General features: G+C 47.3%; 20 protein-coding genes and 1 pseudogene. 6 read left to right on the top strand and 15 right to left on the bottom strand.

Annotated features, from left to right (window positions below):
- Positions 1 to 14: 14 nt before the first annotated feature.
- On the bottom strand, positions 15 to 605 hold the full coding sequence (locus RAC86_RS09600; RefSeq protein WP_003227303.1) for a DNA-3-methyladenine glycosylase: 591 nt from the start codon (positions 603 to 605) through the stop codon (positions 15 to 17).
- Positions 606 to 733: 128 nt separating this feature from the next.
- On the opposite strand from RAC86_RS09600, the gene katX reads away from it, so the two are divergent.
- Positions 734 to 2,377 carry a catalase KatX gene (katX, locus tag RAC86_RS09595; protein WP_015250908.1) on the top strand — a complete coding sequence of 548 codons (1,644 nt, stop codon included), beginning with the start codon at positions 734 to 736 and terminating at the stop codon, positions 2,375 to 2,377.
- A gap of 103 nt (positions 2,378 to 2,480) precedes the next feature.
- Complete coding sequence (locus RAC86_RS09590) at positions 2,481 to 3,683, top strand: MFS transporter (RefSeq protein ID WP_015250907.1); 1,203 nt, start codon at positions 2,481 to 2,483, stop codon at positions 3,681 to 3,683.
- Here the strand turns inward: RAC86_RS09590 and RAC86_RS09585 are convergent.
- The 6 genes and pseudogenes from RAC86_RS09585 to sigY all read right to left on the bottom strand — a co-directional run bounded on the left by RAC86_RS09585 (position 3,680) and on the right by sigY (position 6,584).
- Positions 3,680 to 4,456 carry an ABC transporter permease gene (locus RAC86_RS09585; protein ID WP_335449964.1) on the bottom strand — a complete coding sequence of 259 codons (777 nt, stop codon included), beginning with the start codon at positions 4,454 to 4,456 and terminating at the stop codon, positions 3,680 to 3,682. The genes RAC86_RS09590 and RAC86_RS09585 overlap by 4 nt on opposite strands.
- Positions 4,453 to 5,340: pseudogene (locus RAC86_RS09580) on the bottom strand (ABC transporter ATP-binding protein). Before RAC86_RS09580 ends, RAC86_RS09585 begins: the two are co-directional and overlap by 4 nt.
- 6 nt (positions 5,341 to 5,346) lie before the next feature.
- Complete coding sequence (gene yxlE, locus RAC86_RS09575) at positions 5,347 to 5,535, bottom strand: sigma Y negative regulator YxlE (RefSeq protein ID WP_003227293.1); 189 nt, start codon at positions 5,533 to 5,535, stop codon at positions 5,347 to 5,349.
- Complete coding sequence (gene yxlD, locus RAC86_RS09570; RefSeq protein WP_003227291.1) at positions 5,532 to 5,738, bottom strand: sigma Y negative regulator YxlD; 207 nt, start codon at positions 5,736 to 5,738, stop codon at positions 5,532 to 5,534. The genes yxlE and yxlD overlap by 4 nt, the downstream gene beginning before the upstream one ends.
- The gene (locus RAC86_RS09565; RefSeq protein WP_003227289.1) at positions 5,735 to 6,055 is read right to left on the bottom strand and encodes a YxlC family protein; all 321 of its coding nucleotides are present in this window, start codon (positions 6,053 to 6,055) and stop codon (positions 5,735 to 5,737) included. The genes yxlD and RAC86_RS09565 overlap by 4 nt, the downstream gene beginning before the upstream one ends.
- On the bottom strand, positions 6,048 to 6,584 hold the full coding sequence (gene sigY / locus RAC86_RS09560; RefSeq protein ID WP_015250905.1) for an RNA polymerase sigma factor SigY: 537 nt from the start codon (positions 6,582 to 6,584) through the stop codon (positions 6,048 to 6,050). The genes RAC86_RS09565 and sigY overlap by 8 nt, the downstream gene beginning before the upstream one ends.
- Positions 6,585 to 6,795: 211 nt before the next feature.
- Between sigY and RAC86_RS09555 the strand changes: the two genes are divergently transcribed.
- The gene (locus RAC86_RS09555; RefSeq protein ID WP_003244111.1) at positions 6,796 to 8,169 is read left to right on the top strand and encodes a cytosine permease; all 1,374 of its coding nucleotides are present in this window, start codon (positions 6,796 to 6,798) and stop codon (positions 8,167 to 8,169) included.
- A 14-nt stretch (positions 8,170 to 8,183) separates the two neighbouring features.
- Here RAC86_RS09555 and RAC86_RS09550 read toward each other — a convergent pair whose 3' ends face one another.
- From RAC86_RS09550 to cydA, 5 genes are all read right to left on the bottom strand, one after another.
- A complete protein-coding gene (locus RAC86_RS09550) occupies positions 8,184 to 9,014 on the bottom strand; it encodes an NAD(P)H-hydrate dehydratase (RefSeq protein WP_038429854.1) in 831 nt (276 codons plus the stop codon).
- Positions 9,015 to 9,099: 85 nt separating this feature from the next.
- Positions 9,100 to 10,827 carry a thiol reductant ABC exporter subunit CydC gene (gene cydC / locus RAC86_RS09545; protein ID WP_377885542.1) on the bottom strand — a complete coding sequence of 576 codons (1,728 nt, stop codon included), beginning with the start codon at positions 10,825 to 10,827 and terminating at the stop codon, positions 9,100 to 9,102.
- Positions 10,824 to 12,527, bottom strand: a complete 1,704-nt coding sequence (gene cydD, locus RAC86_RS09540) for a thiol reductant ABC exporter subunit CydD (RefSeq protein ID WP_377885540.1) — start codon at positions 12,525 to 12,527, stop codon at positions 10,824 to 10,826. Before cydD ends, cydC begins: the two co-directional genes overlap by 4 nt.
- Positions 12,527 to 13,543, bottom strand: a complete 1,017-nt coding sequence (gene cydB / locus RAC86_RS09535; protein WP_003244559.1) for a cytochrome d ubiquinol oxidase subunit II — start codon at positions 13,541 to 13,543, stop codon at positions 12,527 to 12,529. Before cydB ends, cydD begins: the two co-directional genes overlap by 1 nt.
- Positions 13,527 to 14,933, bottom strand: a complete 1,407-nt coding sequence (cydA, locus tag RAC86_RS09530; protein ID WP_003243795.1) for a cytochrome ubiquinol oxidase subunit I — start codon at positions 14,931 to 14,933, stop codon at positions 13,527 to 13,529. The genes cydB and cydA overlap by 17 nt, the downstream gene beginning before the upstream one ends.
- 554 nt (positions 14,934 to 15,487) lie before the next feature.
- On the opposite strand from cydA, the gene cimH reads away from it, so the two are divergent.
- The 3 genes from cimH (at position 15,488) to RAC86_RS09515 (ending at position 18,905) form a co-directional block, all read left to right on the top strand.
- Positions 15,488 to 16,840, top strand: coding sequence for a citrate/malate transporter CimH (gene cimH / locus RAC86_RS09525; protein ID WP_003227271.1), 1,353 nt, complete (start codon positions 15,488 to 15,490; stop codon positions 16,838 to 16,840).
- A gap of 121 nt (positions 16,841 to 16,961) precedes the next feature.
- Positions 16,962 to 18,650: a M56 family metallopeptidase gene (locus tag RAC86_RS09520; RefSeq protein ID WP_377885538.1), complete on the top strand. Its 1,689-nt coding sequence runs from the start codon at positions 16,962 to 16,964 to the stop codon at positions 18,648 to 18,650.
- A gap of 57 nt (positions 18,651 to 18,707) precedes the next feature.
- The gene (locus RAC86_RS09515; RefSeq protein WP_033882860.1) at positions 18,708 to 18,905 is read left to right on the top strand and encodes a hypothetical protein; all 198 of its coding nucleotides are present in this window, start codon (positions 18,708 to 18,710) and stop codon (positions 18,903 to 18,905) included.
- A 13-nt stretch (positions 18,906 to 18,918) separates the two neighbouring features.
- Here RAC86_RS09515 and RAC86_RS09510 read toward each other — a convergent pair whose 3' ends face one another.
- The 3 genes from RAC86_RS09510 to RAC86_RS09500 form a co-directional block, all read right to left on the bottom strand.
- A complete protein-coding gene (locus RAC86_RS09510; protein ID WP_377885537.1) occupies positions 18,919 to 19,758 on the bottom strand; it encodes a polysaccharide deacetylase family protein in 840 nt (279 codons plus the stop codon).
- Positions 19,759 to 19,862: 104 nt separating this feature from the next.
- Entirely contained in the window at positions 19,863 to 20,960 is a 1,098-nt protein-coding gene (gene msmX, locus RAC86_RS09505; RefSeq protein ID WP_003242648.1) for a maltodextrin ABC transporter ATP-binding protein MsmX, read from the bottom strand.
- A 120-nt stretch (positions 20,961 to 21,080) separates the two neighbouring features.
- The gene (locus RAC86_RS09500; protein ID WP_046664013.1) at positions 21,081 to 21,974 is read right to left on the bottom strand and encodes a PucR family transcriptional regulator; all 894 of its coding nucleotides are present in this window, start codon (positions 21,972 to 21,974) and stop codon (positions 21,081 to 21,083) included.
- Between the last annotated feature and the right edge of the window lie 161 nt (positions 21,975 to 22,135).

Genomic DNA, 22,135 nt, shown 5'->3' with positions numbered 1-22,135 from the left:
CTTCCTTAAACATGCTAACGCGACACGTACCTGTTTCCCGTCACCCAGAAACGCCATGGATAATCGCGTGCCTCCCCGCTGTTGTCAATGCCGATGCGCGGGCCGGTTGAAATTGCTTCCGGTGTGTACCCGCTTTCGATGTAAAGCGGCTGTTCCGTGATCCAGCGTCCGTAGTCATTCATCGTGACGCCAAGCGCTTTCGTCAGCTTTCCTGGTCCGTTTGTCCATTCCCTCGGACTCCTGCCCGGCCTTCTCTCCTCCATTAACAGCTGGCCTTCATGCGGCTCAATCGCCCTGATTAATACCGCTTGCGGGACATCCTCTTCCGCGGCAACGACATTCAGCAATGTATGGGTGTGCATCACGTATGTATATACCCGCCCAGCTTCTGCAAACATGATCTCAGTCCGCTTCGTCCGGCGGTTGTTAAAGCTGTGGGCCGCTCTGTCTCCAGCCCCCATATAGGCCTCTGTTTCCACAATATAGCCTGACGCTGTGCCTTCGTCTGTTTCTTTTACAAGAAGGCAGCCCAGAAGCGATGGGGCAAGCTCAAGAGCGGTTTTTTGATAAAACGTGATGGGCAGCGGATTTTTTTCTCTCGTCACGAATCGACCTCTCCTTTTACCGATTTTTGTACATTGTACCATTCCCGAAGCAGATCAAAAAAAACGGCTGTTTTAAAATCTTTCCATTCAGGGAATATTGTTACCGTTCAAAAAAGGAGGGCCAACCATTGAAAGATGATCATCAAAACAAGCAGCACCAAACAAATGCCCAAGGAAGCGAGGAAGCGCTTTCCCATAAGACATCCGGGAAAAACGAGTCAGAGGATACCTTAACGAATAGGCAGGGGCATCCTGTTACTGACAACCAGAATGTGAGAACCGTCGGGAATAGAGGGCCTACAACACTTGAGAACTATGATTTTCTCGAAAAAATCAGCCACTTCGACCGGGAACGCATCCCTGAGCGGGTTGTTCATGCCAGGGGAGCAGGTGCACACGGGTATTTTGAAGCGTACGGAAGCTTCGGAGACGAACCGATTTCAACATACACACGGGCCAAGCTCTTTCAGGAAAAAGGCAAGAAAACACCGGCATTTGTCCGTTTTTCAACTGTGAATCATGGAAAACACTCGCCTGAAACATTGAGAGACCCGCGCGGTTTTGCTGTAAAGCTATATACAGAAGACGGAAACTGGGATTTGGTCGGGAACAACCTAAAAATCTTTTTTATCCGCGACCCGCTGAAATTTCCGGATCTTGTACACGCATTTCAGCCTGATCCAGTGACAAACATCCAGGATGGTGAACGTATCTTCGATTTCATTTCTCAATCTCCTGAAGCGACACACATGATCACCTTCTTGTTTTCGCCTTGGGGCATTCCGGCCAACTACCGGCAAATGCAGGGTTCAGGCGTACATGCCTATAAATGGGTGAATGAGGAGGGCAAGGCCGTTCTCGTGAAATACCATTTTGAACCGAAGCAGGGCATCCGCAACCTGACACAGAAGGAAGCAGAAGAGATTCAAGGGAAAAACTTTAACCATGCCACACAGGATTTATATGACGCGATTGAAAATGGCGATTATCCAGAGTGGGAAGTGTATGCACAAATCATGAGCGATGATGAGCATCCTGAACTGGACTTTGATCCTCTTGATCCGACAAAACTGTGGTATAAAGACGATTTTCCATGGAAACCGATCGGCAAATTGGTTCTGAACAAAAATCCGGAAAACTACCATGCGGAAGTGGAGCAAGCTTCATTTGGAACGGGGGTGCTTGTCGACGGGCTTGATTTTTCAGACGACAAATTGCTCCAGGGGCGTACGTTTGCCTACTCTGATACGCAGCGCTACCGTGTAGGCGCAAATTACCTGCAGCTTCCGATCAACTCGCCGAAAAAGCATGTCGCCACCAACCAGGAAGGCGGGCAGATGCAATATCGGGTCGATAGAGCAGAAGGACAAAACCCGCACGTCAACTATGAGCCATCCATTATGGGCGGGCTGAAGGAAGCGAAGCAGGACGGAAAAGACCATACGCCGCATGTCGAAGGTGATGTAAAGCGTGAAGCGATTGACAGAACAAACAACTTCGGACAGGCTGGAGAAACGTACCGGAGATTTACTGAATTTGAGCGGAACGAATTGATTACGAATTTGGTGAATACGCTTTCTACGTGCCGAAAAGAAATTCAGGATCAAATGATTGAGAATTTCACAAAAGCTGATCCTGACTACGGAAAACGTGTAGCAGAAGGGCTAAAAAAGGTTTCCGAAAACAACAGCAACGGGCCGATCGGCACAACTGAAACGGAACAGGCTGCAAAGCAGGCTGAACAGGAGAGCCATCCATCTGATCCGTATTAACAAAAGCGAACAGGGCTTTTTTTGAAGCCCTGTTTTTTTATTTTTCTATTGAAACGCTTTCAACAATTGTGTTGTACTGGAAGGAAAGGGGTGGAGAGATACGATGGAATTACAGCAGGACTTGATTCCTCAGAAAAAAACAATCGGCGCCTTAGATCACGCCGTTTTTTTATGCATGGTATTTTGTTTCTGGTTTTCAGGCTATATTTACGTTCCTGTATTCAGTCTGTATTTGGAGGATCTGCACTTTTCATATGGCGCAATCGGCATCATTCTCGGCAGCTACGGGGTCACGCAAATCCTTCTGCGATTCCCGCTCGGCCTTTTGTCAGACATCCTGTTTTCCTTGCGCAAGCAATTGTTAATTGCCGGGTTCGGCTTTTCCGTCCTCAGCAGCCTGCTTTTTCTGATGTTTGATTCTTTCTTCTTCGTGCTGGCCGCCCGGCTTTTCGCGGGAATCACTGCTTCTACGTGGGTGATGGCGACCATTTTATACGCACATTATTTCAACAATGGCAATGCATCAAAAGCAATGGGCATCATGCAGTTTTTTACCGTCATGCCTCAGTTTGCCAGCATTGTGTTCTGCGGGCTCGCCGCAGCCCATTTAGGGAGGCAGGTTCCTTTTTGGATGGCGCTGGCAGCTTCTGCCGCAGGTCTGGTGATCTGCTGCTTTATTCAGGATCCGTCTGCTCCTCCCGCAAACCGTGGCACCATTCGTGTCAATCAGTACATCAAAGATACATTGCGGCTGCCAAAGCTGAAGCTTTTCACCATCCTGTCTATGACGGCCCATGCCGTATTATTTATCACAGTGTTTGGTTTTACGCCGCTTTACATGAATCAGCTCGGAATGGGCGACGCGGAGCTTCTTTGGGTGATGAGCGCCTTTTTCCTCCCACACGCAGCCGCCACATTAAGCTTTGTGTTTCTGCGCTTTACAAGCCGTATCGCTTACTTCGTGATGCTCATTAGTTTCGCTGTCACCGGGGTCTGTTTGCTATACGTTCCTTTTTCAGCTGCATTGTTCACGGTTTGCATCACACACGCCTGTATCGGACTGGCGCTCGGCTTCGTTTTTCCTCTGCTGCTAAGCCATGTCGTCGAAATCAGTTCTGCCCGTTTAAAAATGTCAGTGATGGGGTTTTATCAATCATTTTATGCGCTAGGCATCTTCCTCGGGCCCCTTCTTGCCGGAAAAATCGCACAGCTTGTCGGGCTTGCGGGAGTTTTTTATGGAGCCGGGTCTCTGGCATTTGCCGCCTTTTTTGTGATGCTCGCGCAAAAACGTAACATGATCAATTAATAGCTTTCATACCGCCGGAAGCGCCACACAGAAAACACGGCCAGAAGCATGATGCACAGAATGGAGAAAGTGAGTGACCATCCGAAAAAATCTGCCCGCTCTCCATGAAGAAGGATATGCTCCGCCTGCTTGCAAATCTCAGCCGGAAGCCACTTCGCACCATCTGGAAATAGTGAAACAGCAAAGGAAACAGCTGCTGTGAGCCCGATCCCGCAAGCCGCAGCTGCTCCGACAGACCGGAATATCGTACTTCCGGCAAGGCCGGCGGTCACAATAAATATCACCCAAAGAGCGTAAAGGCCAAGGCTTGCGGCAAAGCGGCTGAATGATGCGTCCTCAAACAGCAGCCGGACGTAATAGTAAGCAAGCCCGTATCCAGCTGCAAACGACATAATGCCGATCACGCTTTGGATGAGCCATTTACTCACGATATAATGGGCTGCCGTCACAGGCCGCGACATAATCAGCGCTGTTACCCCTTGATTTCTTTCATTGGCTACACTGCCCATCACGCTAAAGATGACCAGAGCCATGCCAAGCGTGTTGAATTGAGAAAGCGTGCTGACCATCACTTCAGACCCGGAGGGCATCGTAAAACTGATTTTCATGCCGTCAGGAAGGTTCCCTCCATGTGCGATGATTTCCGGCATATAATAAATGGTCAGCGGCTGTGTCAGCCCGACGATCATCATCGCAATCGGCAGCCAAATCAGCTTGCCGCTTTTCCATCCTTCCAGCCACTCCTTCTGCAAAAGCGTCATCATCACCTTCATGCGTGCACCACCTTTAGATAGACGTCTTCTAGAGACTCCGTTTTCTGTTCAAATCGGGTGACGGTCAATCCCTTTCGGATACAGTCACTTAATAATGACCGGCCAGCGTGTATATCAGGCAGCTCGAAAACAGCTTGGGACGGATTCTTATAGACAATAGCTGAGACGTAAGGCTTCTCTTCAAGCCAGCCTTCCAGCTTCTCTTTCACTGAAAGGGTAAAAACGTTCGTTTGCTGCTGTTGTTTCAGCTCCTGTAACTCGCCTTTTCATGAAATTTCACCGTTTTTCATAATCACCACTTGATCACACACCTGCTCTGCATCGTGCAAAACATGTGTAGAAAACAGAACGGCCATATGCTTTTTCAGCTCACGCATCATGTCCAGCACCTCGAACCGTCCTGTCGGATCAAGTGCAGACACCGGTTCATCCAATATCAAAAACTTCGGTTTATGGAGCAGTGCCTGTGCCAGACCGAGTCTTTGTTTCATGCCTCCTGAATAGCCCCCGATCCTTTTGTGCGCCGCTTCGTGCAAACCGACAAATTCCAGCATCTCGCCGATTTCCTCTTGGCATTTTCTCTTCGAAAGGCCGGACAGTCTCCCCGCAAATGTCAAAAATTCATTTGCGGTCATCCACGAATAAAAAGCAGGATACTGCGGGAGGTACCCAATCAAACGCCGATCCGGCTTTTTTTCTCCTAACAGCTTAATGTTTCCGGAGGTTGGCGAAAGCAGTCCGGCCAGCATTTGCAGAGTCGTGGTTTTGCCGGCTCCATTAGGTCCTAATAGTGCGACACACTCGTGTTCATTCACGTGAAAACTGACATTCTTTACAGCTTCGTGATGCCGATATGTTTTGCATAATGACTCAATAGACAGCATGCCAGCTCACCTTTGCTTTCTGCCGACGGTGAAAAATAATATCGGCCCGATAATATTGATACATACGATGATTGCAGCCCACATCCACTTTGGCCCGTTCGTCCGCTCTTCTTTTATACAGCTGATGAGGGCAAACACCGCCAAAGCCAGCTGTAATACAATCAGCGGCAAAATCATTTCCCAAGAAATATTCATTGCTTGATCCCCCTTTTCTTCCGATCCGGCCTAATGACAAAAAAGTAATAACAAATCAGAGGCATCGGTGCTTGAATCAATCCGACAATCCCCCAAACCCATGCCATGCGATTACGTTTTTTCGCATCAATAAATAAAAAGATTCCCTGCGCCAATACGATGAGACAAGCCGCAACCGTTATGATAATTTCTGTTTGTGTCATCCGCGTTTCACCTCGCATTCGCCGAGATGCCTTTTTTTCTCAGCCGCAATCAAAATCGGCAGCACCGCAAGCACACAAACCTGAAGCACAATAAACACAGCAGGAGCTTGAGTGAAAGCTAAGATTGCAGCACTCACAACCATCAGCGCGCAGAATACAAATAAAATGATCTCTTGAAGAAGTTTTTTTCTGTATTCAGCTTTCATTTGTGACAGCTGGTGAAGCAGTTCTTTTTGATTCGGTATAGAGGGATTGGCTGTTTGATCAATTTTTTTCCATTCTGACTTTAAATGATCAGAAAGCTTTTCTTTATTCATCGTCCCACTCCTTTCTGATTTGCTGGAGCCCTTTATGAACTCTGGACTTTACAGTGCCTTCTTTGATTTGAAGCATCACCCCGATTTCAGCGTAGGTATAGCCGTAGTAATGCCTTAATAAAACCGGTGTGCGCAGTTTAGGGTCCAGCTTTGAAAACAGATCGAGCGTTTCGCTCCACTCTGCCCCTTTCGCCGACACGTCCCACTTGATCTTGCGGATTGTTTCCTCCGTAACTGTCTGATTCCGTTTCCATTCTCTCTTTCTCTTTTTCTGGTGATCGAGATAGAGCCGCGATGCAATGGAGATCAGCCATGTGGAGAATTTTGAACGGCCCTGAAAGCTTCTTAAATGGATGTACCCTTTCAGAAAGGTTTCCTGAACAAGTTCCTCGCTGAGATCGGGGTGAAGGGAAAGCTTTAACAAGTATTTATATAAGAAAGAATAGTGATAGTGGAAAAGGGCTGTAAACGCCTCGTCGTTTCCCTCTTTCGCCTGCTGGATCAGCCGCTGTTCTTCATGTGTATCCAATGACCGTGATCCCCCCTTTTTTGTTTTTCTGCCTTATGAGACGACACCGGATTCAAAAGCGTTCATCTTTTTTACAATTCTTTTCAGCCATTGACAGATCAGGCTTCCCGGCCGTTTGGCTGCATATCCTTATTTGTAAACCCCCTTATAGTCTGTTAAGCTATGACTTTATGTCGATTTCAAAAAAACATCCAATATGGAGGACGATGCATTGAAAGTAGAAAGGCGAACGATTGAATATATTCCGAATGAAGAGAGACATGGTAAAGCGAAAGATTTATTTCCCGTATGGTTCGGGGCTAATATGCATATCACCACGTTAGTGACCGGCACGATTCCCGTTGCAATGGGACTTAATCTGTTTTGGAGTGTTGCCGCTATTATTTGCGGAACCTTAATCGGTGCCATATTTATGGCGTCTCATTCCGCGCAAGGCCCTCAGCTAGGCATCCCGCAAATGATTCAAAGCCGTGCCCAATTCGGCGTAATCGGAGCGATTCTTCCCCTCTTCTTAGTCATGTTTATCTACCTTGGTTTCTTCGCAAGCAGCACGATTCTGGCGGCCGGAACCTTAAGCAGCTTTGTTCCCATCCCGGGATCATGGAGCATTATAGGCTTAAGCGCCGTATGTTTTTTACTCACCATTTTCGGCCATGATTTGATTCACAAAATGCAAAAAATCCTTTCTTGGACCTCTTTTGCTGTATTTTTTGCTGCAACGATTCTCATTTTTCAATTGCCGATTCCGGCAGGCAGCTGGATTCCCGGAGCGATTGATCTGCCAATTTTCTTGGTGGCAGTTAGCGCAGTTGCGACGTGGCAGCTTGCCTACGCGCCGTATGTTGCCGATTATTCAAGATATCTGCCAGTTAAAACACCGGCTTCAAAAACATTTTGGTACAGCTATGCAGGTACATCTGTCAGCTCCATCTGGATGATGCTGCTCGGCGCATTGCTGACAACCTCACTTCCTGACTTTACGGCAAACTCAGGCAGCCAGATTGTCCAATTGTTCGGTCCCTTCTCGTTTATTATGCTGATCATTGTGCTATTTGGACAAATGGCAATTAATGTTTTTAACCTGTATGGGGCCTTCATGTCCACGACAACAACGCTGGAGCCGTTTCTGAAATTAAAAGTCACGCCCAAAGTCAGAATCATCATGATCCTGGGTGTCACGCTTGTCGGCACAGTCTTAAGCCTACTGGGACAGAGCAATTTTATGGAGCTGTTTTTGAATTTTATCTTTTTCATCAGTTATTTCTTAATTCCGTGGACGGCAATCAATTTAGTCGATTACTACTTCGTTCGCCACGGAAAGTATCAAGTCAAAGCCATGTTCGACGTAAACGGGCCTTATGGAAAGGTCAATTGGATCACCACAATTGCGTTCGTTCTGTCTATCTTGCTGGAAATTCCGTTTATCAACACAAGCTTTTACATCGGACCGCTTGCCAAAATGTTTGGCGGCGGAGACATCGCATGGATTATCGGCTTGGCCGTGCCTTCTGTGCTTTACTATGTATTAATGAAACCGCGTCTGAAAAAACGGGCGGGGTATCAAGAAAAGCTGTCTTCTCTCTGAAGACAGCTTTTTTATCATTCAAATCGTTTCCACACGCGGGGCAGGATGTCAGATAGCTCATGAGCGAGCAACGTATGAGCGGAGTGCTCGTCCGTCCAGAGCTCGGCGCACGCACCATGCAAATAGACCGCGTTTAATATGGCGTGCTTTGGATCTTCATGGCAGCAGAGCATCCCCAATATCATGCCCGTCAGCGTGTCACCGGTTCCGCCCTTGGCGAGCGCCCCGTTTCCGGTTGGATTGAGCCAGCAGTCTCCATCAGGAAACGCGATGACGGTTTGGTTTCCTTTTAACACAATGACAGTCTGCAGCTGAGCCGCCCATTCCTTTGCATATTCCGCTCTTTTTTTCTGCAATTCGTTCACGGGCACCCCTGTCATTCGGGAAAACTCGCCCGGGTGCGGCGTGAGGATGACGGGAGCCTCCCGTTTCGGATATGTGCGCTTCGCCAGCGCTCCGGCATCCAAAATAACAGGACAATCAGCCGTAAGCACATGATCGACTGCCTGCTGTACGCTTTCCGTTTGCGGAAGGCCCGGTCCGATGGCAATGGCCCGGTACGTCTCTTCAAGCTGAGCATCCGCCGCCTTTTTCCAGCCGTCACGCCAATAGGTCGCCTCGGGCAAAACAGGAACAATTAGCGGGATTACGCTTTCTGATGTACCGATGACAAGCTTGCCGAGACCGCTCCGCATGGCCCCAAGCCCTGCAAGCAGCGCTGCCCCCGGCATGTCGTCACTTCCAGCCAGCAGCAAAGCCGTACCGTACGTGCCTTTATGGCTCTCCGCATCTCTTTCAGGAAGCGTGGCCCTTACATGCTCTTCCGTCCAATATGGAACATTCATCTCGATCCCTCCTCTGCTTTCTTTTCCTATTTTTCCTGTCCCTTTTCTTTTTCAAACAAAAAAGACAGCCTTTTAGGGCTGTCTTCTATTTTACAGGAACATCAAGGTGATACAGGCGGCTGTACCGTTCATTTGCCGCCAGAAGCTCCTCATGGGTTCCTTCCATTTCTGTTTTGCCGTTTTCGAGAAATACGATTTTATCAGCCGCTTCCACTCCCGCGAGATGGTGGGTAATCCATAAAATCGTTTTTCCTTTCAGCACCTCAAACACCGTTTCCATCAATTCACGTTCGGTAATAGGATCGAGGCCGACTGTTGGCTCATCGAGGATGATGATCGGTGTATCCTGCAGCAAAATCCTCGCAAGTGCGATCCGTTGGCGCTCTCCACCGGAAAAACGGATGCCGGTTTCTTGTACAGAGGTATGATATCCATCAGGCAATGACTCAATGTAGTCATGCAGCTTGACCTGCTTTGCGGCGCGGCGCACATCCTCGTCGCTTGCTTCTCCGTTTCCGAGCCTGATGTTGTTCAAAATACTTGTATCAAACAGGTGCGGTTTTTGATTTAACACGGCCACCGCATCCGCAATCTGATCCTTTAACAGCGCTGTCTCCACTCCGTTTAACGTTACAGAACCGGAGTCCGGTTTCAAGGCGCCCTCGATTAATGCAAGCGATGTTGATTTCCCAGAGCCGCTTCGGCCGAGCAGCGCCATTTTTTCTCCTTGGCGCAGCGTAAAGGAAAAGTTGTCAAGCACTTTGCTGCTGTTGTCATAAGAAAACGTCACATCACGAAAGGCCAAGGTGACATCTTGAAGATCGAGCATTTGAGCCCCTGATTCTGTTTGTGACGCCTCCGGCTGAGGAGCCACCTTGTTCATGCGTCTGATAGAATCCTGATAGCCCGGCACTTCGCCTAAGGCATCCGAAAGCGGCAAAAAGGCTTCCGTCAACGGAAATACCACTAGCACAAAAGCGGCAATCATCGTTTTAGCGAGCTCGCCGTCCGCTTGCTGTCCCGCTGTCCAAAACAGCATCAGCAAAATAAGGCCGGCGACAAAGCATTGCGCAGCAAAGTCCCGCCATCTCGTAAAACGTTGTTTTTTCCGTTCAAGCTCAAACCAATCATGTTCCTCTTTTTCATAAGCATCAATAAAAGCATGCCGGCGTCCGCTGAACATCCAGTCGCTGACACCCATCACGGCATCTGTCAGACGGCTGTACAGCACATTCCGTCCGCTTTTCAGCCTCGCATTCTTCGCTCTCGTCACGAGCAAAGACACAACCGGAAACAATACAACAAGAACAAACAAATAAAGCGCAAGCAATATGGCAAACAGCCAAGAGAAGAAGCCGAGCGCTATCACTGACACAGCATACAGGAGCAAGGCTGAGATCGCAGGAAAAATCGTTTTTAAGAAAGCATCCTGCAAATGCTCAATATCCTCAGACAAAATGCCGAGCATATCCCCCGTGCGAAAACGGGAACGCAGCATCAAAGCACCCGGCTCAAGCATATTGTAAAGGCGGACGCGCATGTCAGATACGATTTTCAAAATGATGTGATGGCCGACGAGCCGTTCCACATATCGCGACACAGAGCGCGCAATCCCAAAGGTGCGCACAGCGACAATCGGCACATAAATGAGCAGAATGTTTTCCGGCCTTGTCGCCGCTTTAGAAATCAAAAAACCTGAGGTGAACATGAGAAAAGCAGCAGAAAAAATCGTCACCGCACCCAAAAAGATAACCAGAACGAACAGGCGGGCATTTTGCTTGATATACGGCAAAATCCATTCTTCTTTCTTCATGCTCTTTCCCCCAGTTGTGCCTTCACGAGTTTGGTATACACACCGTTTTTCTCCAGCAGTTCATTGTGAGTCCCGATTTCCGCAACCCTGCCCCCGTCAAGCACGATAATTTCGTCCATATCGAGCATCCAGTGAAGGCGGTGAGTCGCGAGAAAGACGAGCTTATCCTCAAATAAATCCAGCATCGTTTCTTTTATTTCATATTCTGTTTCGATATCAAGATGGGCGGTCGGCTCATCCAGCAGCAGGATCGGACGGTTTCCCAAAAAGGCGCGGGCCAGCGCGACACGCTGTGCCTGGCCGCCGCTGAGCGCCCGGCCGCCTTCCCCGATCCGTCCCTCTAATCCGTCAGGAAGGTTGTTCACCAGCTCCGTCAGTCCCGCTGAGGCAGCAGCACGTGTTGTATCCTCTGCCGAAGCGCTTGGATGGTAGAAGCGAATGTTGTTGCCAAGCGTATCATCAAAAATGTACGGATGCTGGGGAATGTAAAGAAGGTTCTTCTGCCAGCTGCCGTCCTGCAAATGGGACCGGCTTGTACCATTAACCTCAATCATCCCGCCATCCGGCTCTAAAAATCCGCCGAGAATATCAATTAATGTTGATTTTCCGGCGCCGCTTGCACCGATAATGCCGATTTTTTTCTTGCCTTTGAATGAGAGATGAATATCAGACACCGAACGGCCGACTGACACGCCTGACAGCTTCAGCTCATCCTGATCGGACCAAGCTTCGAGCTGAAGCGGCGTCTCTTCTTTAAAACCAGGCTGCGACAAAATCTCTTGAATGGTTTTTCCTGCTTCCTGGCCGTTCAGCGTTGCATGATAATCATTCCCCACTTCCCGCACCGGCAAAAAATACTCAGGCGCCAGAATAAGCGCCGTTAAAGCAGGGCCAAGCAAAATATCGCCGTCAATTAGGCGCAGGCCCAGAAATACTGCGACTGTCGCCACCGACAGCATCGTGAAAAAATCGAGGGCGAATGATGACAAAAACGCCACCCGGAGTGTGCTCATCGTTGCCTTGCGATACCGCTCACTCACATAGAAAATATTTTTGATGTGTGACTTGCTCAAACCTAGGAAACGCAATGTCTCCAGCCCGCGAAGAGAATCAACAAAATGATTGGAAAGTCTCTGATAGGATTTCCACTGACGATCCGCTTTTCTCTGCGCGACAAGGCCGAGGAGAATCATAAAGATGATCAGAATCGGCATAGCAGCGACTAAAATGATGGCTGATGTCCGATCCTGAAAAAACACATAAATGACAACTGCCGCAGGCACAATCGCCATGCTGACCATTTTCGGCAGAAACAGCTCCAGGTAGCGGCGGAACTGGCTGATGCCTTCCATCGCCAGCGTCACCATTTGCCCCGTCCCCTCTTTCTTTGCAAAGCGGGGGCCTAATCGGAACAGCTGATCAAGAAAACTTTTCCTCAAATCTGCTCCTGTCCGGGCGGCGTATTGATAGACGATTTTCTGTCGCGCCACCGTCACCCCGTGCCGGGCGATAAAAGCGATGAGGAAAAAGCTGATCACCGGAAAAAGAGAGGTAATGCCCTTCCCGTTGAACAGTCCGGTTACGGCCTCACTCAGCCACTCTGCCTGCATAATAATGGCGGCTGTCTGAATCAGCGTTAAACAAGTAATCAAGGTGAGAATCCGCTTCATTCCTTTATATCGAAACAGGTCTTTTCCCATTAATAAGTCATAGGCTCCTTATGGCTGACGCGCTTCCGGAAGACATAATAGCTCCAGATCTGGCTGCCGATGACGAACGGCAATAGCGTTAATGCTGCAATTGACATGACTTTAAGCGAATAATCTCCGGAAGAAGCGTTAGCTACTGTTAAATCGTATGCGCTATGAAGCGAGCTGACCATTACGCGAGGGAATAGGGAAATAAAGATCATTCCCACGGTCAGCGCCAGACCAGCGCCTGTCATCCCAAATGTCCAGCCGTCTTTTTTCTTACGAATAAATACAGCCGCGAGCATAAAGCAGATGACAATCAAAACAGCGAGCGGAATGGTAATCTCGCCGCGGCGTGTAAACATGTCTGTCTGATACGCAGAAAGGGCCGCGAAGGCAAGAACCGCTACAAAAACAACACCCATTATCTTTTGCGCCATTTTCCGGGCGCGGTTTTGCAAATCACCAATCGTACGCAGCGTGATAAACATTAATCCATGCTGGAAGCAAAGAAGTGTTACCGTCACACCGCCAAGTATAGAATATACATTGATATAATCAGATACATGTGCGTGAATGTTCATGTCGGCATCAATCGGCATCCCGCGGAATAATGTCGTGAACAGCACACCAAGCACAAACGGAGGAATCAGACTGCCGAAGAAAACGACCCAGTCCCAAACCTTTACCCATTTTAAATGATCCACCTTGCCGCGGAACTCAAACGCGACCCCGCGGCCCATTAACGCAAGCAGCACTATGACAAACGGAATGTAATAACCGCTCAGCATCGTTGCATACCAGTTTGGGAATGCCGCGAAAATGGCGCCTGCGCCAGTCAAAAGCCAGACTTCATTCGCGTCCCAGAACGGCCCGATCGTGTTGATCAGCACTCTGCGTTCTAATTCATTATGGCCAAGAAAACGGGTCGCCATGCCGACCCCGAAATCAAAGCCTTCCAAAAAGAAGAATCCTACAAACAATACAGCAACGAGTATAAACCAAAGATCATGAAGAGATGCCATGGTATACCTCCTGACTAAATGGATCTGTTGATACAGGCACATCATGATGATTATCATGCTCCGCACCTTTTTTAATCTCACGGATAAACAAGAAGACAAGCAGCGCGCCCAGAATCATGTACATCACACCGAATGCGATGATTGAGAATAACAAGGAACCCGCTGTTACGTTAGGCGACACGGATTGAGCCGTTGTCATTAAACCCATAACCGTCCAAGGCTGACGCCCGATTTCTGTCATAATCCAGCCCGCGGAGTTCGCAAGAAACGGGAAGGAAATCAAAGCAATCATGATGCGCAAATACCATTTGCTGTTTTCAAGCTTTTTGCGGCGGTTTAACCAGAGGCCGCCTAACGCAGCAAGAATCATGACAACACCTGCTCCTACCATGATGCGGAAGCTCCAAAATGTCGTTTTCACTGGCGGAATGTAGTCGCCTTTACCGTATATTTTTTCGTACTCAGCCTGAAGGGTTTTCATCCCTTTGACACTTCCGCTGAATTTCTGATAAGCCAAGTAGCTCAAGGCATAAGGAACTTTGATTTCATTTGAGCTTTTTTCATTTTTTGTATCGATCGTCGCAAAAGCGGTCCAAGCAGCAGGGTCACCGCTGTCTTCCCATAGGCCTTCACTTGCAGCCATTTTCATCGGCTGTGATTCCATCAAGTGCTCAGCCTGCATGTGTCCGCTAAGGCCGACGCCAAGACCGGCACAAAGGCCGACGATCATTGCGAGTTTAAAAGATTGCTTAAAGAACGGCACTTCTTTTTTCTTCAGCAGTTTAAAAGCACTCACTCCGGCAATAAAGAAAGCTCCAGTGGCAAGCGCACCGAAAATAACGTGCGGGAATTCAACCCAAAGCTGAGGGTTTGTAATCAACGCGCCAAAATCATTCATTTCCGCGCGGCCGTTTTTGATCGTAAAGCCGACCGGCTCCTGCATAAAGGAGTTTGCTGTTAAAATCCAGAAAGATGACATGATCGTTCCGAATGATACGAGCCATATGCAGAGAGCGTGAATTTTCTTCGGCAGGCGGTCCCAGCCAAAAATCCATAATCCGATAAAAATAGATTCCATGAAAAACGCCAATAATGCTTCAATCGCAAGCGGAGCGCCAAATACATCTCCGACAAAACGGGAGTAATCTGACCAGTTCAGTCCAAACTGGAATTCTTGCAAAATCCCCGTTACAACACCGACTGCGAAATTTATTAAGAATAAGTGTCCCCAAAACTTTGCCATTTTGAGATACAGTTCATTTTTCTTTACAAGATAAAGAGTCTCCATCAACGCAACCATAAACACAAGCCCGATAGACATCGGCACAAACAAGAAGTGAAACAACGTTGTTGATGCAAATTGTATGCGGGCTAATACCAATTCACTCATGCTTTCTCCTCCATTTCCGGTTAAAACTGTTAATTTGCTCACTACTTCACAAATAGAACCGAGACTTTGATCAGTAATTCACAAAATAGACGAAAAAAATATTGTTCAATATTTCACAAATGTGTCAAAAAGTCGTCCAATATGAGACAAGATTGCCAGACTGACCAAATGACACAATCTCTGACTGGTTCATATTAAGTACTTTACAACGATTCATTTCAAAAATAAAGCCTAAAATACCTAAAAAGTCCCGCCCTATGTGACGGATTTTTGTCTATTTTGTTGCTTATTTATGTCGGCTGCTAGGATAAATGACCCTTTATTATCGTACATCAACACATCGTTCCTTGCGAACAAAATGCTTGCCCTGCACCAGCACTCGTTTCTCAGCACTCCGTCATAAACAGATTTTAGGCAGGATGCCTCTTTTCATTTGAACCGGCAAGTGGAGAAAAGTTGAATAGTAAATTTTTAATATATTAATAATTTCAATTTTTTAGTATACTTAACATAGTGAACAATTTCACTGCATCAAGAATAGGGGAGGTTTTTCAATGGGAGAGCTTCAAACACACATGCAATTGCAAACGGATACAATTCACGAAGGGGTTCGAAAAGAGAATTGGTTTGCGAAAGCCATGAATATAAAAGTAGGCATCATACCGCTTCCTGTGTATGCCTTGCTGTTTATATTAATCACTGTTTTTGTTATGCATCACGATGTAAAAAGTGACATTTTGACATCCATTGCCGTCATGGCGTTTTTCGGGTTTACCTTTGCCCAAATCGGCAAATCGATACCGATTGTTCGTTCTATCGGCGGCCCGGCCATCCTAGCTACTTTTATTCCGTCCGCTGTCGTGTACTATCACCTGCTGCCTAATGATATCGTCAAATCCACCACAGAATTTACAGAAAACTCAAACTTTCTATATTTGTTTATCGCCGGTATTGTCGTCGGAAGCATTCTCGGCATGAAAAGAGAAACACTCGTAAAAGCATTCATGAAAATCTTTATTCCGCTTATTGTCGGATCTGTCACAGCCGCTATTGTCGGACTGGCTGTCGGGACATTGCTCGGACTCGGATTTCAGCATACCCTGCTGTACATTGTCATTCCGATTATGGCTGGAGGAGTCGGAGAAGGCGCTATCCCGCTGTCCATCGGATATTCTGACATCATGCCCATTTCTCAAGGGGAAGCGTTTGCACTTGTTCTGCCATCGATTATGCTGGGCAGCTTGTGCGCGATTATTCTAGCGGGATTGCTGAACCGCATCGGAAAGAAAAAACCGGAATGGACAGGCAACGGCAAAGTGGACCGCTCCGAAGAAGAGTCCCCTGCGCTGGAGGAATCTCAAAGCGGACAGCAAATGTTCAACCTTTCTTTATTTGCGTCAGGCGGTATCCTTGCTGTTTCTTTATACTTAGTCGGCATGCTCGCCCATGACTTTTTCGGATTTCCGGCACCCGTTGCCATGCTGTTACTGGCTGTTCTAATCAAGCTGTTCAGATTGGTGCCTGCCTCAATTGAAAATGGCGCGTTTGGAGTGTCCCGCTTCTTTTCAACAGCTGTGACCTACCCGCTTCTCTTTGCGATTGGGGTATCCATGACGCCGTGGGACAAGCTTGTCGCCGCTTTTAACCTCAGCAATATTATTACGATTCTGTCTGTCGTTGTGACCATGATGGCAGTTGGCTTCTTCACTGGAAAATGGCTGAACATGTATCCGATTGAAACCGCCATAATCAATGCGTGTCATTCTGGGCAAGGCGGCACGGGTGACGTTGCCATTTTAAGCGCCGCTGAAAGGCTTGAGCTAATGCCTTTCGCCCAAGTGTCTACCCGCATCGGGGGAGCGATTACAGTATCCTTAACCTTATTGCTGCTGCACCAGTTTTATTGATCCCCGCAAGCAAGTTCTTCGTCAAACGAAAGAGCTTGCTTTTTTGCATGTCCATGTTTTTGCAAGTTCCCGCCTCATGCTATAGTAATAGTTGGAAATACTAGATAGAAAGGAATATGGCATGCCTATGGGAACTCATCTATTTCTCTTTATGCTTCTCGGGCTGGGATTTTATTTGATATCAGCCCTGGCAGCAAAACTCATTCCGGCCGTAGACTTCTGGATTGATATTGTTCTTTGGGTCGGCGCTGCAGTTTACATCTTCTCTCATCTCTCATTCATGGACGGCATTGTCTCAATCGCGACAATGTTCTTCTGCTATTGGACTGCAATGGATCTCATTGTTTCAGAGCGTGTGGAAAAACCTTCGGGAGACTGGCAGGAAATCGAGCTGGCCAGAAACAAAACACGTCTCCTGTCAGACATTACGCTGACCGCCATTGTGTTTGCAGGGGCTGTTATTTTTTTCATCTATGGACCTGACACAAGCCCTCTCAAATATGTGATCCTTCTCGGCATGATTTCCGGCGGAGGGGCACTGGTAAAGCGTATATTGAATGTTTTCAGCGTAAAGGTTTTTTATTCAGCTGCCTTAGAAAAATTGCATATCAGCTCACACTATGAAACCCGTACATACCCGCTTTCCGATTTGAAGGATATTCAGCTTGAATCAACGGCAGATCTCTTAAAGCTCCATCCGCTTCTGACGATGTATTCATCACGTCTAGATTTAACAACAAGCTTTCAGCAAGTCATTAAACTGTCTCTTCCCGGCGAAACACTGTTTTTGACGGTGAAGGAACCGCAAAAATGGAAAACAATTCTCCAGGAGTACACAGATGCAGAAAACGATGTGGACAATGTAATTTCTGTTTTGCCGTTTTATCATAGAAAAAATGTGAAGCGGCTGCTCGGTAAGCTTTATTTTGCCGCCAGCGTAAAAGGGGTATCCGCTTACGCCTTATTGGTGCTCGCGTTATACGCATTACACGCCTCTCCATGGGTCATGGCTGTTGCCGTAATCCTGTATTGGGTATTCAACATGTATATGTCAGACCGTGTGTTGCGGGCGGCGATGGACGCCAAGCCTTGTCATCATCCGCATGTACAGGCAGCGGCCGATAAGATTTTCCGATCGGTCGGCATTTCCCATGTCCGCATATACGAAACGGAGAGTGATGATTACAACGGAATGGCAGTAGGCATGAATGTCGGGAGGTCAATGGTCATCCTGACAAGCGCCACACTAACACTTCCACAGCGTGTCATCGAAGGCATTCTGGCCCATGAGGCAATTCATATCAAAAAACGTGACGTTCTGTCATCACAGCTTTTGCGTTTTCTATATCTTGGAGCTGTCGTTGGGATTTTCCTCTTGTTTGAGCAGCATATCACCCATCCCGAGGCCCACAAAATTGCGCTTTGGGCTTTCATTATGGCAATCATTATCCTGTTCCAGCTCTATCAATCCTTTTGTTCACAATGGATGGAGGTGCGTGCTGACAACCTTGGCGCATCATTGCTGGAGGGCGGTTACAAACAAATGGCTGAAGCCTTGAGAATCTTGGCGGTTCGGCAGGATGAGGACATACAGAAACAAAGTGCCTACAGCTCTGAAGCAGGTGAAGACGAGCTTCAAATTGATTCTCTCACCCGTGATAAAAGCTGGCTTTTCAGACTGATTGATTTTCAGTTCGCTCCTCATCCCCCTATGTATTGGCGTGTCGGCACTTTATTGTCAAACAAAGGACATGGGGTGCTAAAGCGCTGGCTCAGAGACCGCCTGAAAGAATCAATCACTTTGAAATGAAACCGGTCAGCGTTTCATCCGTATAACAGATATGGTGAAAAAAGGGAGTGAGCAGAAGTGATAGTGATCTTATTGATAATAGCTATTATTGTTTTTCTTTCAGTCATTCAGCCGCAGTCATCGGATAATAAAAGCCGCCAGCAGGCGGACAGCGGGTATTTCGGTTATTCAGACAACGGCTCACACCATGATGGATGCAGCAGTGACGGAGGTTTCAGCGATTCCGGCTGTGGCGGCGGAGGGGGCGGCGATTAAACGCCGCCTTTTTTTACTTCATTGATTCGATGTACGCACCAAAAGCCGAGCCTGACATGCCTGGGGACACGCGCACTCGATGGAGGGCATACATTCCCTGGTCTCTCGAAGCCGCGCCCGGTTCTGTCGTCACGCCCATTTGATAGCCTGTTTTTTCAGCGGCCTTCAGCGTCTCCTCATTGTAGCGCCCTACCGGATAGCTGATGATGGTGGTTTGCTGATGAAACATGTTGTCGAACAGCTTTTTCGAATCCGCCATCTCACTTTGCTGCTGTTGAGGCGTTAATCCGTTCAGCTCAAGGTGGTCAATCGTATGGCTTTCAATCGATATGCCGTGCTGTGCCATTTCCTTCATTTGTTCCTCTGTCAGATGGTGTTTATGTCCGATCGATTTGCCGATCATAAAAATCGTTGCCTTCATCTCGTACTTTTTCAGCACCGGATACGCATCTTGATAATTGTCGGTGTACCCGTCATCAAATGTGATCAGCACGCACTTCTCACTCGGTTTTTTATCCTGCGTCAGCATGAGATATGCCTCTTTCGGCGTTAATGTCTGATAGCCGTTATCATGAAGCCACTTCATATGCGCCTCGAATTCTTTCTTTGGCACACGGAGGCTGTTTCCTGAAGAAATGCTGTGGTACATCAAAATCGGCAGCTTTGCCGGTTTCTCTGTTTTGATCCATGCGGATGTATCGTCTTCTTTTTTCTGAACTTGTACTGCCTTTTTTTCCGGTTTCTTTTGTTCCGCTTTTGGCATCGGCTGCTCTGCATTCGCCTCTTGATCAGCGCAAGCCGCAAGAGCCAAACAGCTGCCCAAAAGAAAGATGCTTAAAAACAATCGTTTCATCGTTCTCCTGCTTTCTGTCTATTTCTTCCTCCTTTTTCATCGGTTTGATTCTGAGATTTTCAATAGCAAAAAACCGGACATCCCCATGTCCGGTTTTTTTGATCTTATCGAATTCTCACTTCTGTCTCACTGTCAAAGAAATGGCCTTTATTCATATCAAATGCAACCGTCAGTTCATCGCCCGATTGAATATCGAGGCGGGCGTCGATCCGCGCAATAAAGTCTTGGTTGTCGATCTGCGAATAAATCATAATTTCAGAACCGAGCAGCTCTGCAACATTGATTTTGGCCTTAATCGAAGAGTTCTTATATGATTCCACGACAATCAATTCATCATGTATATCCTCAGGACGGATGCCGAAGATGACCTCTTTGCCGATGTAGCCTTTTTCACGCAGCACTTTCATTTTTCCTTCCGGGACGGTTAATGCCGCAGAACCGATTTTGATTAAGCCATCCGTGAGCTTCCCTTTGAAAAAGTTCATCGCTGGTGATCCGATAAACCCGCCGACAAAGACGTTTTCAGGGAACTCGTATACATCCTTCGGCGTCCCGATTTGCTGAATTTTCCCATCTTTCATGACTACAATCCGTGTCGCCATTGTCAGCGCTTCTGTCTGGTCATGCGTCACATAAATCGTAGTAGTCTGCAGTCTCTGGTGGAGCTTAATGATTTCCGCCCGCATTTGCACCCTCAGCTTCGCGTCCAGGTTTGACAAAGGCTCATCCATCAGGAACACCTTTGCATCCCGCACAATTGCCCGGCCCAGCGCAACCCGCTGTCTCTGTCCGCCTGAGAGCGCTTTCGGTTTACGGTGCAAATATTCCTCCAGCCCGAGAATTTTAGCGGCTTCTTCGACTCTTTTTTTGATTTCAGGCTTCGGCATTTTCCGAAGCTTGAGCCCGAACGCGATATTATCGTAGACCGTCATATGCGGATAGAGCGCGTAGTTTTGAAATACCATCGCGATATCCCTGTCCTTTGGCGCTACATCATTGACCCGTTTTCCTTCAATATAAAAATCGCCTTTCGAAATTTCTTCAAGTCCTGCGACCATTCGCAGCGTCGTTGATTTCCCGCAGCCGGACGGGCCAACGAATACGATAAATTCCTTATCGGCAATATGAAGGTTAAAGTCATCAACCGCCGGTTCCTTTTGATCATAAAATTTATAAATGTGCTCCATCCGCAATTCAGCCATCTAACATCCCCCTTTGTTATTGTAAACGCTTTCTTATATTGAGTGTAACAGCAATTCTCTCTCGCTAAAATGGGCAGCGTTCATAAAATCACCCAGCCATTTTTCGTGCATATTTCCAATTTATTCTGAACTTTCATTTTGCAGGCAGATAAAATAGGCAAGAAGCGCGCCTTTGTACGATTTGATATCTATCCCTGACCGCTCAATAAATTTATCAATCCGATATTGCAGGCTGTTGCGATGCAGATGCAGCTTTTTCGCTGTTAATGTGACGTTTGAGTTGTTTTCAATAAACAGCTTAATGGTCTTCCTTAGCTCAGATTCACTTCCAAATAAAAGCTCAGCTTCTTCAGAGAGCAGTGTTTCTAGTTTTTCTTTTTCTGTTTCTAATAATAGAAAAGGAAAGATCATCTCAAAGGTCACACTCTGCACCTGAGGCAGCCGTTTTTCAGCAAACAGGAAATACGCCTGTTCACGAGTGTAATGTTTTCGCAGACACTCATCCGGCTCGTAAAATCTTCCGGCGTAAAAACGGACACTGAAGTAGAAATCACTTTCAAGAACTTTTGCGAGCGATTCCAGTTCGCCCTTCTTCGCCGCCGCTTCACTTTCCTGCTCGACAATCACGCCTCTGTCCTCATGAATCCACACAATCACAAAAGACACCGGCCAAAAATGGCGAACCGCTTCTGTAAAGGACGTCCTTTCTATTTTGCCGAATAAATGAAAGTGAACAAATCTCGTCCGTTTCTTTATGTACGCCGGCAATTCCCCTCTGGAAAAAAGGAACGAAAACCACTTGTTTTCCTCAGGTGATTTCATAGACAGTTGATTGCCCTCATCCGCAGGCGTCAAAAATGATTGCAGCACCAATACTTCTTTTTCACTGATCTCTGTTTTCGGAATGGAGATATACCTCTGATTGCTCTCATCAAAAAAACATAGACAGCCTTCCCTTATGCAAAGCTCCTCAGACACAATCGAACCGGGATAAATAGCCAGCAGCGATTTCATAGAGTCTCCTCTCTTATGTAAGGATCTGTATATTCAGTATAAGGCGAAACACACATGTTCTCCACTAAAAAAGAGTATATCCGGTATAGATAGACGAGAAACTGAAAGGGAAACCTCATTCGTTTACATATTGGCTTCAGCGGAAATAGAAGAGGATATGC

The organism is Bacillus sp. LR_5 (genome assembly GCF_042709275.1).
This window is presented reverse-complemented; position numbering and strand designations above follow the sequence as displayed.

Coding starts and splice junctions, on each gene's coding strand:
- cydC (WP_377885542.1), bottom strand. CDS start 10,827: ATGAAGAAAGAAGAATGGATTTTGCCGTATATCAAGCAAAATGCCCGC.
- cydA (WP_003243795.1), bottom strand. CDS start 14,933: ATGAGTGAATTGGTATTAGCCCGCATACAATTTGCATCAACAACGTTG.
- msmX (WP_003242648.1), bottom strand. CDS start 20,960: ATGGCTGAATTGCGGATGGAGCACATTTATAAATTTTATGATCAAAAG.
- RAC86_RS09590 (WP_015250907.1), top strand. CDS start 2,481: ATGGAATTACAGCAGGACTTGATTCCTCAGAAAAAAACAATCGGCGCC.
- yxlD (WP_003227291.1), bottom strand. CDS start 5,738: ATGACACAAACAGAAATTATCATAACGGTTGCGGCTTGTCTCATCGTA.
- RAC86_RS09565 (WP_003227289.1), bottom strand. CDS start 6,055: ATGAATAAAGAAAAGCTTTCTGATCATTTAAAGTCAGAATGGAAAAAA.
- yxlE (WP_003227293.1), bottom strand. CDS start 5,535: ATGAATATTTCTTGGGAAATGATTTTGCCGCTGATTGTATTACAGCTG.
- cydB (WP_003244559.1), bottom strand. CDS start 13,543: ATGGCATCTCTTCATGATCTTTGGTTTATACTCGTTGCTGTATTGTTT.
- RAC86_RS09500 (WP_046664013.1), bottom strand. CDS start 21,974: ATGAAATCGCTGCTGGCTATTTATCCCGGTTCGATTGTGTCTGAGGAG.
- cimH (WP_003227271.1), top strand. CDS start 15,488: ATGGGAGAGCTTCAAACACACATGCAATTGCAAACGGATACAATTCAC.
- cydD (WP_377885540.1), bottom strand. CDS start 12,527: ATGGGAAAAGACCTGTTTCGATATAAAGGAATGAAGCGGATTCTCACC.
- RAC86_RS09510 (WP_377885537.1), bottom strand. CDS start 19,758: ATGAAACGATTGTTTTTAAGCATCTTTCTTTTGGGCAGCTGTTTGGCT.
- RAC86_RS09520 (WP_377885538.1), top strand. CDS start 16,962: ATGCCTATGGGAACTCATCTATTTCTCTTTATGCTTCTCGGGCTGGGA.
- RAC86_RS09550 (WP_038429854.1), bottom strand. CDS start 9,014: ATGAATGTTCCATATTGGACGGAAGAGCATGTAAGGGCCACGCTTCCT.
- RAC86_RS09585 (WP_335449964.1), bottom strand. CDS start 4,456: ATGAAGGTGATGATGACGCTTTTGCAGAAGGAGTGGCTGGAAGGATGG.